Origin of the sequence: Kitasatospora setae KM-6054 (assembly GCF_000269985.1) — a bacterium.
Taxonomy (GTDB): domain Bacteria; phylum Actinomycetota; class Actinomycetes; order Streptomycetales; family Streptomycetaceae; genus Kitasatospora; species Kitasatospora setae.
The window spans coordinates 4,999,446-5,014,001 of the sequence record NC_016109.1 but is presented as its reverse complement, the minus strand read 5'-3'; the positions used below and the strand labels follow the sequence as shown (position 1 = coordinate 5,014,001).

Here is a 14,556-nt window from a genome sequence, read left to right as displayed (position 1 = left end):
TCAGCACACAGGCACTCGGAAGGGGGCTGCGATGGACCACGACTCCAGCGCAGAACACGACATGACGACGCCGCTGCGGATCGCCCCGGCGGCCCACGAGGGCGGCGGACGGCCCGGCCGGCCCGCGAAGCGCCGCACCGCCGTCCGGATCGGCGTGCCGGTGGCGGTCGCCGCGGTCGTCGCGGCCGGCGTCGGGCTGGTGCCCGCGCTCGCCAGCGACGAGGCGCCCGACCTGCCGTCGATCACCGCCCAGGACCTGGTCGCCAAGGCCCTCGCCGCGGACACCGACACCTTCTCCGGCACCGTCCGGGTCAGCGCCGACCTCGGCCTGCCCACCGCGCTGACCGACGCCGCGTCCGGCTCCGGCCCGCTCGGCAACCTGGCCCGCAGCGCCGGCGCCACCGTCGGCGGCGCCGACCCGCAGCTCAAGGCCGTCGAACTGCTCGGCGGCGCGCACACCCTGACCATCGCCTCCGACGGGCCCGACCGGCAGCGCTTCACCCTGGCGAGCGAGAAGTCCGGCTACGAGCTGGTCCACAACGGCGGCCAGCTCTGGGCCTACGACCGGGACTCCCAGCAGGCCCTGCACTTCACCGGTACGGGCGACGGCGGCGACGGGCACCGGAAGGACGCCGGGGGCGGGCTGGGCGCGGTCACCCCGCAGGAGGTCGCCAAGCAGTTCCTGGAGCACTCCGCGGCGACCACCTCGGTCACCGTCAGCGGCACCGAGCGGGTCGCCGGGCACGCCGCGTACCGGCTCAGCGTCAAGCCCAAGCAGGCCGGCTCGACCATCGCCGAGGTGCGGATCGCGATCGACGCCGAGAAGGGCGTGCCGCTGGCCGTGCAGCTGCGCACGGTGGACGGCGCGACCGCGTTCGACGTCCGCTTCGGCACCCTGTCGTACGCCAGGCCGGACGCCAGGACCTTCGAGTTCACCGCCCCCAAGGGCGCCAAGGTCACCGAGCGGTCCGCGGGCGAGCTGCCCCGCAACGCGCTGGCCGACGTGCTGCCCGAGCTGCCGAAGGCGCCCGCCGAGGACGCCGCGAAGGGCGCGGGCGAGAACGCGGGCGGCGTGATCGGCGAGGGCTGGACCGTCGTCGTGCACGGCGACGCGGGCGCCGGCGCGGCGAAGGGCCTGGCCAAGTTCGCCGGCCGGCACGTCGACGGCGGCACGCTGGTCTCCACCCGGATCGTCAACGCGCTGGTCACCGACGACGGCCGGGTCTACGCCGGCGCGGTCACCCCGGAGGTGCTGGAGCGGGCCGCGAAGCAGAAGTAGCGGCCCCGCGCCCCGAGGGCCCCCGGTCATCCGGCCGGGGGCCCTCGGCGTCCGCCGTCACGGGTGCGCGGCCGCCGGTGGGCGCCGGTGGGTGGAGGCGGCCGCGAGCGCGAGGGCGGGCAGGCCGGACGGGGGCACCAGGAAGAGCGCGGACCCGTCCGCGGTGACCAGCCGGACGCCCGCGGTCAGTCCGTGCAGGCGGGCCCGGTGGGAGTGCCGCAGCTCGACCCGGTCCAGCCGGTAGGGCGGCAGCAGGTCGACCGGGTCGCCGCCGCTCGGCCGCCAGCGGATCACCGCGGGCCGGCCGGACTCCCGGAGGATGAGCAGCTCACCGCTCTGCGACCCGCACGTCTCCCGGCGCACCGCGGGAACGTGGTGGGACACGGGTCGGGCGAGGTGCACCATCGGAGTTCCTCCCGCGCGCCGGGACAGCTGCGGCCGGGTCGCGCAGCACGGACGTTAGCAGCCCGGCAGTCCGGTTGAGGAGATCCCGAGGAGGCGTTCTTCGCGCGTGCCCGCCCGGTCCCGGCCCTTGACGCGGACCGGGGCCGGACGGTGGGATGGTGGGCCGCCGCGAACCGTTCGTCCGTTGTTCGCCCGCCCGTTCGTTCGACCCCGCTGGGAGTGCCGTGCCGATCCGCCGCCGTCAGGTCCTGCTCGGCGGACTGGCCGCCCTGGGCGGCACCGCACTGGCCAGGTACGGCTCCGCGGAGGCCAGTTCGACGGACGGCCCGGCGGGCCTGCTGGAGGTCGCCACCGGCTGGACCGCGGGCCCCGAGCAGAACGGCCTGCAGGCGATGCTCGCCGCCCTGAAGGGCCGCGCGCCGGACGTCACCTTCGTCTCCGGCGACCGCTCCAACCCGACCGGCACCGACCTCGCCGCCCGGCTCGCCGACGGCCCCCCGCCGGACAGCTTCCGATGTTCCGGCGGCGCCGAACTCGCCGACCTGGCACCCCACTTGGAGCCCCTGGACGCCCTCGCCCGGGCTCACCGCTGGACGGCCGGCCTCCCCGCTCCGCTGCTGCCCCGGCTGCGCGCCCAGGGCGCCCTGTACGCCGTCCCGGCCGGGGCCCGCCGCACCAACCTGCTGTGGACCAACCAGCGGCTGCTCGCCGACGCGGGCGCCGCCCTCCCGGCCGCCGACCCCGGCGCGCTGCTCGCCCGGCTCCGCCGGGTCGCCGCCACCGGCACCGTCCCGCTCGCCGTCGGCGGCCCCACCGAGGTGCTGCAACTCGCCGAGACCGCCCTGCTCGCCGCCCACGGACCGGACGGCTTCGCCGCCCTCTGGCAGCCCGGCGGCCCCTGGAGCGCCCGCGCCACCACCGACGCGCTGCGCACCCTGGACGACCTGCTGGCCCTCGCCGCCCCGCCCGCCGCCGACGCGGACTGGACCGACGCCGCCCACCTGCTGGGCACCGGCCGGGCCGGCTGGCTGCTGACCGGCGACTGGGCCGACAGCTGGCTGCGCGACACCCTCGACCTGCGCCCCGGCACCGACTACGGCTGGGCCGCCGCCCCCGGCACCGGCGACCTGTTCCAGGCCCGGGTCGACGCCTTCGCCCTCCCCCGCGGCGCCCGCCACCGGGCCGCCGCGCTCGCCTGGCTCGACGTCTGCGCCGGCCTCGACGGCCAGGTCGCCCTCAACGGCGCCCGCGCCGCCGTCCCCGCCCGCACCGACCTGCCCGAGCCCACCCGCGCGCTGTTCGGCCCGTACGCCCGCTGGTCGCTGGACGAGTGGCGCGGCCGCCGCCCGGTCGACTCGCTCACCCACGGCGGCCTGCTCACCGCCCGCCGCCGGCAGGCCGCCCAGGCCGCCGCGCGCGCGTTCACCGCGCACCGCGACAGCACCCGGCTGGCCCGCGACCTCGCCGCGCTCTGACCGGCCGGCCCGGCGGTCGGGCAGCCGGCCGGCCAGGTGGCCGGGCGTCCGGCCGGCCGGTCAGCTCACGACCGGCTCCGGCCTGGCTGCCGGGGCCGCCCGGCGGTCGTCGCGGATCCGGCGCAGCGCGTCCGCGCTCAGCACCACCAGCGCGACCCAGACCAGCGCGAAGCCCGCCCAGCGGGCCGGCGCCATCGACTCGTGGAACACCGTGACGCCGATCAGGAACTGCGACACCGGCGCCAGGTACTGGATCAGCCCGAGCGTGGTCAGCGGCACCCGCAGCGCGGCCGCGCCGAAGCACATCAGCGGCACCGCGGTGATCAGCCCGCTCAGCACCAGCAGGGCGCTGTGCCCCCAGCCGCCGGTCCCGAAGCTGCCCTCGCCGCGCACCGCCAGGTACCCCAGGAACGCGAGCGCGAACGGGAACATCACCGCGCTCTCCACCGCGAGGCTCTCCGCCCCGCCGAGCGCCACCTTCTTCTTGATCAGCCCGTAGGTGGCGAACGAGAACGCCAGCGTCAGCGCGATCCACGGCGGCCGCCCGTACGCCAGCGTCAGCACCACCACGGCCGAGGCGCCCACCCCGACCGCCGTCCACTGGGCGGGGCGCAGCCGCTCGCGCAGCACCAGCACGCCGAAGGCGATCGTCACCAGCGGGTTGATGAAGTAGCCGAGGCTGGTCTCCACCACGTGCCCGGAGTTCACGCCCCAGATGTAGACGCCCCAGTTCACCGAGACGGTGACCGCGGCGAGCGCCAGCAGCGCCAGCCGCCGGGGCTGCCGCAGCAGCGGGCGGATCCACGCCCAGCGGCGCCGCGCCAGCAGCAGCGCGGCGACCGCCACCAGCGACCACACCATCCGGTTCGCCAGGATGTCCGCCGCCCCGGCGGGCTGCAGCAGCGGCCAGAACAGCGGGAACAGCCCCCACATCCCGTACGCCGCGAAGCCGTTCCACAATCCGACCCTGGCCTCCCGCGAACCCTCCGCCATGGCCTGCCCTTCACCCGCGCGCCGTTCCGTCCCCCGAAAGGTAGCGGCCCGACCGCGGGGATGTCATCCCCGTATCCCGGTTTGGCTCCTGACAGGCCGGGAGGGCGGGTGGCCGGGAGGCCCGGAACAGCGGGAGGCCCGGGGGACGGCGGCCGTCCCCCGGGCCTCCCGGCCGCCCGCGGGCCGCTACTCGCCGACCGTCCAGGTGCTGCCGCCCGCCAGCAGGGCGGCCAGGTCGCCGCGGCCGCGCTGCTGCTCGGCGAGGGCCAGCTGCTCGTTCAGCTGGGTGTCGTAGACCGGCCGCCGGACGTCGCGCAGCACGCCGATCGGGGTGTGGTGCAGGGTGTCCGCGTCGGCGAGGCGGGTCAGCGCGAAGGCCGTGCTCGGGCCGGCCGCGTGGGCGTCGTGGACGATCGCGGTGCCCTCGTCGCGGGGGGCGATCCGCAGTTCGCCGTCGGGGTCGCGGACCACGTGGTGCCCGGCGCCGACCAGCACCGGCTGCCCGTGTTCGAGGCGGATCAGCGCCTCGTCGCGGGTGCCGGGCTCCTTGAGCAGTTCGAAGGCGCCGTCGTTGAAGATGTTGCAGTTCTGGTAGATCTCCACCAGCGCGGTGCCCTCGTGCCGGGCGGCGGCCCGCAGCACGTCCTGCAGGTGCCGGCGGTCGGAGTCGATGGTGCGGGCGACGAAGCTCGCCTCGGCGCCGATCGCCAGCGACAGCGGGTTGAACGGGGCGTCCAGCGAGCCCATCGGCGTCGACTTGGTGATCTTGCCGACCTCGCTGGTGGGCGAGTACTGGCCCTTGGTCAGGCCGTAGATCCGGTTGTTGAACAGCAGGATCTTCAGGTTGGTGTTGCGGCGCAGCGCGTGGATCAGGTGGTTGCCGCCGATCGACAGCGCGTCGCCGTCGCCGGTGACCACCCACACCGACAGGTCGGGGCGGGAGGCGGCCAGGCCGGTGGCGATCGCCGGGGCGCGGCCGTGGATCGAGTGCATCCCGTAGGTGTTCATGTAGTACGGGAAGCGCGAGGAGCAGCCGATCCCGGAGACGAAGACGGTGTTCTCCCGCCGGATCCCGAGCTCGGGCATGAACGCCTGCACGGCGGCGAGGATCGCGTAGTCACCGCAGCCCGGGCACCAGCGCACCTCCTGGTCGGTCTTGAAGTCCTTCGCGGTCTGCGGCCCGTCCGCCTTCGGGACGAGGCGCAGGGCGGGGAAGTCGGTCATCGGGTCTCCTCCGCGTCGAGGCTGCCGAGCGCGGCCTGCAGCACGTCGGCGAGCTGGGCGGCCTTGAACGGCAGGCCGCGGACCTGGTTGTAGGACTGGGCGTCGACGAGGTACCTGGCGCGCAGCAGCAGGGCGAGCTGGCCGAGGTTCATCTCGGGGACGATCACCCGCTCGTAGCCGCGCAGCACCGCGCCGAGGTTGGCCGGGAACGGGTTGAGGTGGCGCAGGTGCGCCTGGGCGACGTCGCCGCCGTCGGCCCGGACCCGGCGCACCGCCGCAGTGATCGGGCCGTAGGTGGAGCCCCAGCCGAGCACCAGGACGCGGGCCCGCCCGGACGGGTCGTCGACCTCGACGTCCGGGACGGCGATGTTGTCGACCTTGGCCTGCCTGGTGCGGACCATGAAGTCGTGGTTGGCCGGGTCGTAGGAGATGTTGCCGGTGCCGTCCTGCTTCTCGATGCCGCCGATCCGGTGCTCCAGGCCGGGCGTGCCGGGCACCGCCCAGGGGCGGGCCAGCGTGTGCGGGTCGCGCTGGTAGGGCCGGAAGGTGCCGTCCGGGCCGTTCGGTTCGGTCGCGAACTCGACCCGCAGGTCCGGGAGTTCGTCGATCTCCGGGAGCTTCCAGGGCTCGGAGCCGTTGGCCAGGTAGCCGTCCGAGAGCAGGAACACCGGGGTGCGGTAGGTCAGCGCGATCCGGGCCGCGTCCAGCGCCGCGGTGAAGCACTCGGCGGGCGTCGCGGGGGCGACGATCGGCACCGGCGCCTCGCCGTTGCGGCCGAACATCGCCTGCAGCAGGTCGGCCTGCTCGGTCTTGGTCGGCAGGCCGGTCGAGGGGCCGCCGCGCTGGATGTCGACCACCACCAGCGGCAGCTCCATCGACACCGCCAGCCCGATCGTCTCCGACTTCAGCGCCACGCCGGGCCCCGAGGTCGTGGTCACCCCGAGCGCGCCGCCGAACGCGGCCCCGAGCGCGGCGCCGATCCCGGCGATCTCGTCCTCCGCCTGGAAGGTGCGCACGCCGAAGTTCTTGTGCTTGGCCAGCTCGTGCAGGATGTCCGAGGCCGGGGTGATCGGGTACGAGCCGAGGAACACCGGCAGCCCGGAGCGCTCCCCCGCCGCCACCAGCCCGTACGACAGCGCCAGGTTCCCGGAGATGTTCCGGTAGGTGCCGGCCGGCAGCTTCGCGGGCTGCACCTCGTAGGAGACCGCGAAGTCCTCGGTGGTCTCGCCGAAGTTCCACCCGGCCCGGAACGCCGTGACGTTGGCCTCGGCGATCTCCGGCTTCTTGGCGAACTTCTGCCGCAGGAACAGCTCGGTGCCGTGGGTGGGCCGGTGGTACATCCACGACAGCAGCCCGAGCGCGAACATGTTCTTCGCCCGCTCGGCGTCCTTCCGGGCCAGCCCGCTGTCCTTCAGCGCCTCCAGCGTCAGCGTGGTCAGCGGCACCGGGTGCAGCCGGAACGCCTCCAGCGAGCCGTCCTCCAGCGGCGAGGCGGCGTAGCCGACCTTGGCCAGCGCCCGCTTGGTGAACTCGTCGGTGTCGACGATGACCTCGGCCCCGGCGGGCAGGTCCGGCAGGTTGGCCTTCAGCGCGGCCGGGTTCATCGCGACCAGCACGTCCGGCGCGTCGCCCGGGGTGAGGATGTCGTGGTCCGCGAAGTGCAGCTGGAACGAGGAGACCCCCGGCAGCGTCCCGGCGGGGGCCCGGATCTCGGCCGGGAAGTTCGGCAGCGTGGACAGGTCGTTGCCGAACGCGGCCGTCTCCGAGGTGAAGCGGTCCCCGGTGAGCTGCATGCCGTCGCCCGAGTCGCCCGCGAACCGGATGATCACCCGGTCCAGCCGCCGGATCGGCTTGGCGGCCCGCCCGGCCGACACCCGCGCGGAGCCCTCCGGGCCGTCCGAGCCGTCCACCGCTTCTGACTGATCGACCTGACTGGTCACTGCCGCAGACCTCCTCGTCGGAAAGCCAGCCGCGGGCGTGAGCCGTGTGCCCCGTCCGCCTGGCGCACCACAGGGCATCCTAAGCGGGCGGAGCACAGCTGGAGGGGAACTCGCGCAGACGGTTCCGGCGGGTCAGCGGGCGGGTCGGCGGGGGTCAGGACTCCAGGTAGGCGAGGACGGCGAGAACCCGCCGGTGGTCCTCCTGGCTCTGCCCCAGGCCGAGCTTCTGGAAGATGTTCGACACGTGCTTCTCGACGGCGCCGTCGGAGACCACCAGCTGCTTGGCGATCGCCGCGTTGGTGCGGCCCTCCGCCATCAGGCCGAGCACCTCGCGCTCGCGCGGGGTGAGGCCGGCCAGGGTGTCGACCTGCCGGCTGCGGCTGAGCAGCTGCTGCACCACCTCGGGGTCGAGCGCGGTGCCGCCCGCGGCGACCCGGGCGACCGCGTCGACGAACTCGCGGACCTCGGCGACCCGGTCCTTGAGCAGGTAGCCGACGCCGCGGATGGAACCGGCCAGCAGCTCGCCCGCGTACTGCTCCTCGACGTGCTGGGAGAGCACCAGGACGCCCAACCCGGGGTGCCGGGCGCGCAGTTCGACGCAGGCCCGGACGCCCTCGTCGGTGTGCGTCGGCGGCATCCGGACGTCCGCGACGACGACGTCCGGCAGCTCGCCCGCCGCGTGCAGCTCCCCGACCGTCCGGACCAGCTGCTCGCCGTCCCCGACCCCCGCCACGACCTCCATCCCACGATCCGTCAGCAGCCGTGTCAGCCCCTCGCGGAGCAGCACGGAGTCCTCGGCGATCACCACGCGCAACATGGCACCGACCCTAGCGCGCCGTGCGGGGGCGTCACATCGTCCGGATCGCGACGGTGTCGCAGAGCTCCTGGAGGGCGGCCTTGGCGGGGCAGTCGGGCAGCGTGTCGAGCAGGGCGCGGGCCTCCTCGGCGTAGCGCAGGGTCTCGCGGCGGGCCCGCTCCAGTGCCGGGTGGCGGCGCAGCAGGCGCAGCGCCTCGGCGTGGGCGGCGTCGTCGGCGGCGAGGTCGGTGTCGAGGAGCTCGCGGAGCCGGACGTCCTCGGGGTCGTCCGGGTCGGCGGGGGTCTGCCGGAGCATCAGCACCGGCAGGGTGGGGACGCCCTCGCGCAGGTCGGTGCCGGGCGTCTTGCCGGACTCGTGGCCGTCGCTGGCGATGTCCAGGACGTCGTCGGCGAGCTGGAAGGCGGTGCCGATCCGCTCGCCGTACTGGGTGAGCAGGTCGACGATCCAGCGCTCGGCGCCGGCCATCAGCGAGCCGAAGCGGCAGGCGACGGCGATCAGCGAGCCGGTCTTGCCGGAGATGACGTCCAGGTAGTGGCGGAGCGGGTCGTCCTCGGGGCGGGGCCCGGCGGTCTCCAGGATCTGGCCGGTGACCAGCCGCTCGAAGGCGTCGGACTGGATCCGGACGGCCTCGGTGCCGAGGTCGGAGAGCACCTGCGAGGCCCGGGAGAACAGGAAGTCGCCGGTGAGGATGGCCACCGAGTTGTCCCAGCGGCTGTTGGCGCTGGGCGCGCCGCGGCGCACCGGCGCCTCGTCCATCACGTCGTCGTGGTACAGCGTCGCGAGGTGGGTCAGCTCGACCACCACCGCGGAGGGCACCACGCCGGGCGCCGTCGGGTCGCCGAACTGCGCGGCGAGCATCACCAGCAGCGGCCTGAACCGCTTCCCCCCGGCCTCGATCAGGTGGCTGGCGGTCACCGTGATGAAGGGCACGTCACTCTTGACGGCCTCGATCAGGGCGGCCTCCACGGCCTCCATCCCGGCCTGGACGTCACGGGTCAGATCGCGGTCCTGCACGCTCAGCCCGAAGGGCCCCACGACGGTCACGCTGACCACTCCTGTCCCTGGTCGATCCAGCGGGCCGGTCCCTCAGCGCCGCCGATGCACATACAAGGCAGCGTATCCGGTCCGGAGTGGATCACTGCACGGGCATGGGCCCGACTTCCCTGGTGGCGGGAGGTGGGCCGTGGACGTTCCGGTTCGCGCCGCTCCACGGCTCCGGCCCCCGCCCGGGGCGGGCGGGGGCCGGGGGGCCGGTGCGGGCCGGTCAAGGGCCGGTCAGCGGGCGAACAGCGAGGCCTTGGAGGCCAGGTCCAGGAAGTACTGCGGGAGCAGGCCCAGACCGAGGGTGACCAGCACGCCGACGCCGATGGCGGTGGCGGTGAGCGGGCTGGGCACGGCGACCGCGGGGCCGGAGGGCTGCGGGTCGGAGAAGAACATCAGCACGATGACCCGGATGTAGAAGAACGCGGCGACCGCCGAGGAGAGCACGCCGACGATGACCAGCGGGGTGGCCCCGCCCTGCGCCGCCGCCTCGAAGACCGCGAACTTGCCGGTGAAGCCGGAGGTCAGCGGGATGCCCGCGAAGGCCAGCAGGAACAGCGCGAACACCGCCGCGAGCAGCGGCGAGCGGCGGCCGAGGCCGGCCCAGTTGGACAGGTGGGTGGCCTCGCCCTTGGAGTCCCGCACCAGGGTGACCACGGCGAACGCGCCGAGCGTCACGAAGGAGTAGGACAGCAGGTAGAAGAGCACCGCGGCGACGCCGCGCCGGTCGGTGGCGATCAGGCCGGTCAGGATGAACCCGGCGTGCGCCACCGACGAGTAGGCGAGCAGCCGCTTCACGTCCTGCTGGGTGACGGCGAGGATCGCGCCGACCACCATGGTGAGGATCGCCACGCCCCACATCACCGGCCGCCAGTCCCAGCGCAGGCCGGGGAAGGCGACGTAGAACAGCCGCAGGAAGGCGCCGAACGCGGCGGTCTTGGTGGCGGCGGCCATGAAGCCGGTGACGGGCGTCGGGGCGCCCTGGTAGACGTCCGGCGTCCAGGTGTGGAACGGGACCGCGCCGACCTTGAAGAGCAGGCCGACGGCGAGCATCGCCAGGCCGATCAGCAGCAGCGCGTCGTTCTGGGTGGTGACGGCGAGCGCGGGGGTGACCGGCGCGACGCCGGAGACCACGTCGGCGATCTCGCCGAGCTGGACCGAGCCCGCGTAGCCGTAGACCAGCGCGGTGCCGAACAGGAAGAACGCCGAGGCGAACGCGCCGAGCAGGAAGTACTTGACGGCGGCCTCCTGCGAGAGCAGCCGGCGCCGGCGGGCGATCGCGCACATCAGGTACAGCGGGAGGGAGAGCACCTCCAGCGCGACGAACATGGTCAGCAGGTCGTTCGCGGCCGGGAAGAGCAGCATGCCGCCGACCGCGAACAGCGTCAGCGGGTAGATCTCGGTGGTGCGCAGGCCCTCCCGGGTGGCCTGGCGCTCCTGCTCGCCGCCGGGGACGGCGGCGGCCTGGGCGGCGAACGCGTCGACCCGGTGGCCGTTGATCCGCGGCTCCAGCCGGCCCTCGGCGTAGGTCAGCACCGCCAGCACCGCGGTCAGCAGGATGACGCCCTGGAGGAACAGCGCGGGGCCGTCGATGGCGACCGCGCCCATCGCCAGCAGGCCGGACTCGGTGGTGGCGTGGCCCTGGGCGGCCAGCACCACCACGGCGGTGAAGGCGCCGCCCAGGCCGAGCAGCGACACGCCCAGCTGGGCGGAGGCGCGGGCCCGGCGGGGCAGGAACGCCTCGACCAGGACGCCGACCAGGGCGGCGCCGAACACCACCAGCATCGGCGAGAGCTGCCCGTACTCGACGTGCGGCGCGGGGATGCTCGGACTGTTGCCGCCGGCGGCGGCCAGCGCGTGGGTGGAGATCACTTCTGCTCACCTCCGTTGGTGGCGGCGACCGGGTGGGCCGGTGCGGGGTCGGTGCGGTGCACCTGGCTGAGGGTGTCGTCGACGGCCGGGTTGACCAGGTCGGTGAGCGGCTTCGGGTAGACGCCGAGCAGCAGGGTCAGCGCCACCAGCGGGGCGACGACCGCGAGTTCGCGGACCTTGAGGTCCTTGACGCCCTCGACGCCGGCCTTCACCGGGCCGGTCATGGTGCGCTGGTACAGCAGCAGGGCGTACAGCGCGGCCAGCACGATGCCGAAGGTCGCGACCACGCCGAGCGCCGGGTAGCGGCTGAAGGTGCCGACCAGGACCAGGAACTCGCTGACGAACGGCGCCAGGCCGGGCAGCGAGAGGGTGGCCAGGCCGCCGATCAGGAAGGTGCCGGCCAGCACCGGGGCGACCTTCTGCACGCCGCCGTAGTCGGCGATCAGGCGGGAGCCGCGGCGGGAGATCAGGAAGCCGGCCACCAGCATCCACGCGGCGGTGGAGATGCCGTGGTTGACCATGTAGAGCGTCGCGCCGGACTGGCCCTGGCTGGTCATCGCGAAGATGCCCAGGATGATGAACCCGAAGTGCGAGATGGACGCGTAGGCGACGAGGCGCTTGATGTCCTTCTGGCCGATCGCGACCAGCGCGCCGTAGACGATGCCGACCAGCGCCAGCACCATGATCACCGGGGCGAAGGTCTTCGAGGCGTCCGGGAACAGGCCGAGGCAGAACCGCAGCATCGCGAAGGTGCCGACCTTGTCGACCACCGCGGTGATCAGCACGGCCGTCCCGGCGGTGGACTCGCCCATCGCGTTCGGCAGCCAGGTGTGCAGCGGCCAGAGCGGGGCCTTCACCGCGAAGGCGAAGAAGAAGCCGAGGAACAGCGCCCGCTGCGCGTTGGGCTCGATCACCAGCTGCCCGGAGGAGATCGCGTCGGTCAGCCCGGTCAGGCTGAACGTCGCGTGCCCCTGGTCGCCGGCCACCACGTACAGGCCGATCACGGCGGCCAGCATGACCAGGCCGCCGAGCAGGTTGTACAGCAGGAACTTGACGGCCGCGTAGGACCGCTGCCGGTCCGCGTCCGGGCCGCCGGCCCGGTCGCCGAAGCCGCCGATCAGGAAGTACATCGGGATCAGCATGGCTTCGAAGAACACGTAGAACACGAAGACGTCGGTGGCCAGGAAGGACACCAGCACCATCGACTCGACGGCCAGGATCAGCGCGAAGAACGCCTGGGTGCGCCGCTTGGACTCGAACGAGCCCTCGGGGGCCGCAGGGTCCGCGTCGTGCCAGCCGGCCAGCATCACCAGCGGCACCAGCACGGCGGTCAGCAGCACCAGGGCGGTGCCGATGCCGTCCGCGCCGAGCGAGAAGCTGATTCCGAACGAGCGGATCCAGCTGTACGACTCGGTCAGCTGGTAGCGGGCGCCGCCGGTCTCGAAGGAGGCGGCGACCGCGGCGGCCAGGCCGAGGGTGGCGGCCGAGACCGCCAGCGCGACGGCCTTGGTGGTGCGCCGCCGGGACTCGGTGGTCCCGGCCGGGAGGGCGGCGGTGAGCACCGCTCCGGCGGCCGGGACGGCACAGGTGGCGGAGAGGAGGTAGCTCATCAGACCGACCTCATCAGGAGAGTGGAGGCGACCAGCACCAGCGTGCCGCCGAACATGGAGAGCGCGTACGTGCGGACGTAGCCGGTCTGGATCCGGCGCAGCCGACCGGAGATCCCGCCGATCGCGGCGGCCAGGCCGTTGACGAAGCCGTCCAGGCCCCGGCTGTCGAACCAGACCAGGGTGGCGGCCAGCGCGGTGCCGGGCCGGACCAGGACGGCGTGGTTGAAGTCGTCCTGGAGCAGGTCGCGGCGGGCCGCCCGGGTGAGCAGCGAGCCGACCGGCGCCTGGACCGGGACGGGGCTGCGCCCGTACATCTGCCAGGCCAGGCCGGCGCCGAGCAGCATGCAGGCGGTGGCCAGGCCGGTGACGGTCCACGGGCTCAGCGGGGAGTCGCCCTCGGCGTGGCCGGTGACCGGCTCCAGCCAGTGCAGGAAGGAGCTCCCGTAGACGAACAGGCCGCCCGCGAAGACCGAGCCGAAGGCCAGCACGACCATCGGGACGGTCATCGACTTCGGGGACTCGTGCGGGTGCGGGTCGTTGCCCTCGGCGTCGGGCTGCCAGCGCTTCTCGCCGAAGAAGGTCAGCACCATCACCCGGGTCATGTAGAACGCGGTGACCGCGGCGCCGAGCAGGGCGCACAGGCCGAGGATCCAGCCCTCGGTGCCGCCCTTGGCGAACGCCGCCTCGATGATCTTGTCCTTGGAGAAGAAGCCGGACAGGCCGGGGAAGCCGATGATCGCCAGGTAGCCGAGGCCGAAGGTGGCGAAGGTGACCGGCATGTACTTCCGCAGGCCGCCGTAGTGCCGCATGTTCACCTCGTCGTTCATGCCGTGCATGACCGACCCGGCGCCGAGGAACATCCCGGCCTTGAAGAAGCCGTGGGTGACCAGGTGCATGATCGCGAAGGCGTAGCCGATCGGGCCCAGGCCCGCCGCCATGATCATGTAGCCGATCTGCGACATGGTCGAGCCGGCCAGGGCCTTCTTGATGTCGTCCTTGGCGCAACCGACGACGGCGCCGAACAGCAGCGTCACGGCGCCGACCACCACCACGGCGGTCTGCGCGTCCGGCGCCAGGTCGAAGATCGCGCCGGAGCGGACGATCAGGTAGACGCCGGCGGTGACCATGGTCGCCGCGTGGATCAGCGCGGAGACCGGGGTCGGGCCCTCCATCGCGTCGCCCAGCCAGGACTGCAGCGGCACCTGCGCGGACTTGCCGCAGGCGGCGAGCAGCAGCATCAGGCCGATCGCGGTGAGCTTGCCCTCGCTCGCGTCGCCCGCGGTGGCGAACACCGGTTGGAAGGCGAACGAGCCGAACTCGACGAACATCAGCATGATCGCGATGGACAGGCCCATGTCGCCGACCCGGTTGACGACGAACGCCTTCTTGGCGGCCGTCGCGGCGCTCGGCTTGTGCTGCCAGAACCCGATCAGCAGGAAGGACGCCAACCCGACGCCCTCCCAACCGACGTACAGCAGCAGGTAGTTGTCGGCCAGAACCAGCACCAGCATGGCGGCCAGGAACAGGTTCAGGTAGGCGAAGAAGCGGCGGCGGCGCTCGTCGTGCGCCATGTAGCCCACCGAGTAGAGGTGGATCAGCGTGCCGACGCCGGTGATCAGCAGCACGAAGGTGATCGAGAGCTGGTCGAGCTGGAAGGAGACGTCGGCCTGGAAGCCGTTCACCGGGATCCAGCTGAACAGCCGCTCGGTGACGGCGCGGTGCTCGGCGTCGCGGCCGAGCATGTCCGCGAACAGGGCGAGTCCGGCGGCGAAGGAGAACGCGGCCAGCAGGGTCGCGATCCAGTGCCCGGCCCGGTCCAGGGCCCGGCCGCCGAGCAGCAGCAGGGCAGCGCCGGCCAGCGGCGCCGCGACCAGCAGCGGAATGAGAGAGTTCACTGAG

General features: G+C 73.6%; 11 protein-coding genes. 2 read left to right on the top strand and 9 right to left on the bottom strand.

What is annotated here, in order from left to right:
* Nucleotides 1–31 precede the first annotated feature (31 nt).
* Nucleotides 32–1,279 carry a LolA family protein gene (locus KSE_RS22355; protein ID WP_014137618.1) on the top strand — a complete coding sequence of 416 codons (1,248 nt, stop codon included), beginning with the start codon at nt 32–34 and terminating at the stop codon, nt 1,277–1,279.
* A 57-nt stretch (nt 1,280–1,336) separates the two neighbouring features.
* Here the strand turns inward: KSE_RS22355 and KSE_RS22350 are convergent, their stop codons facing one another.
* Nucleotides 1,337–1,642 (bottom strand): hypothetical protein, encoded by a 306-nt coding sequence (locus KSE_RS22350; protein ID WP_148283142.1) that lies wholly within the window; start codon nt 1,640–1,642, stop codon nt 1,337–1,339.
* A 266-nt stretch (nt 1,643–1,908) separates the two neighbouring features.
* On the opposite strand from KSE_RS22350, the gene KSE_RS22345 reads away from it, so the two are divergent.
* A complete protein-coding gene (locus tag KSE_RS22345) occupies nt 1,909–3,159 on the top strand; it encodes an extracellular solute-binding protein (protein WP_014137616.1) in 1,251 nt (416 codons plus the stop codon).
* A 60-nt stretch (nt 3,160–3,219) separates the two neighbouring features.
* Here the strand turns inward: KSE_RS22345 and rarD are convergent, their stop codons facing one another.
* The 8 genes from rarD to nuoL form a co-directional block, all read right to left on the bottom strand.
* Complete coding sequence (gene rarD, locus KSE_RS22340) at nt 3,220–4,152, bottom strand: EamA family transporter RarD (RefSeq protein ID WP_014137615.1); 933 nt, start codon at nt 4,150–4,152, stop codon at nt 3,220–3,222.
* Nucleotides 4,153–4,338: 186 nt separating this feature from the next.
* The gene (locus KSE_RS22335; RefSeq protein WP_014137614.1) at nt 4,339–5,376 is read right to left on the bottom strand and encodes a 2-oxoacid:ferredoxin oxidoreductase subunit beta; all 1,038 of its coding nucleotides are present in this window, start codon (nt 5,374–5,376) and stop codon (nt 4,339–4,341) included.
* Nucleotides 5,373–7,316 carry a 2-oxoacid:acceptor oxidoreductase subunit alpha gene (locus tag KSE_RS22330; protein ID WP_033259244.1) on the bottom strand — a complete coding sequence of 648 codons (1,944 nt, stop codon included), beginning with the start codon at nt 7,314–7,316 and terminating at the stop codon, nt 5,373–5,375. The genes KSE_RS22335 and KSE_RS22330 overlap by 4 nt, the downstream gene beginning before the upstream one ends.
* A gap of 154 nt (nt 7,317–7,470) precedes the next feature.
* Complete coding sequence (locus KSE_RS22325; protein WP_282916554.1) at nt 7,471–8,130, bottom strand: response regulator transcription factor; 660 nt, start codon at nt 8,128–8,130, stop codon at nt 7,471–7,473.
* Between the two features lie 34 nt (nt 8,131–8,164).
* Nucleotides 8,165–9,178, bottom strand: a complete 1,014-nt coding sequence (locus KSE_RS22320; RefSeq protein ID WP_014137611.1) for a polyprenyl synthetase family protein — start codon at nt 9,176–9,178, stop codon at nt 8,165–8,167.
* Nucleotides 9,179–9,409: 231 nt separating this feature from the next.
* The gene (nuoN, locus tag KSE_RS22315; protein ID WP_014137610.1) at nt 9,410–11,047 is read right to left on the bottom strand and encodes an NADH-quinone oxidoreductase subunit NuoN; all 1,638 of its coding nucleotides are present in this window, start codon (nt 11,045–11,047) and stop codon (nt 9,410–9,412) included.
* Entirely contained in the window at nt 11,044–12,657 is a 1,614-nt protein-coding gene (locus KSE_RS22310) for an NADH-quinone oxidoreductase subunit M (protein ID WP_014137609.1), read from the bottom strand. Before KSE_RS22310 ends, nuoN begins: the two co-directional genes overlap by 4 nt.
* Complete coding sequence (gene nuoL, locus KSE_RS22305) at nt 12,657–14,552, bottom strand: NADH-quinone oxidoreductase subunit L (RefSeq protein WP_014137608.1); 1,896 nt, start codon at nt 14,550–14,552, stop codon at nt 12,657–12,659. Before nuoL ends, KSE_RS22310 begins: the two co-directional genes overlap by 1 nt.
* Nucleotides 14,553–14,556: the final 4 nt, after the last annotated feature.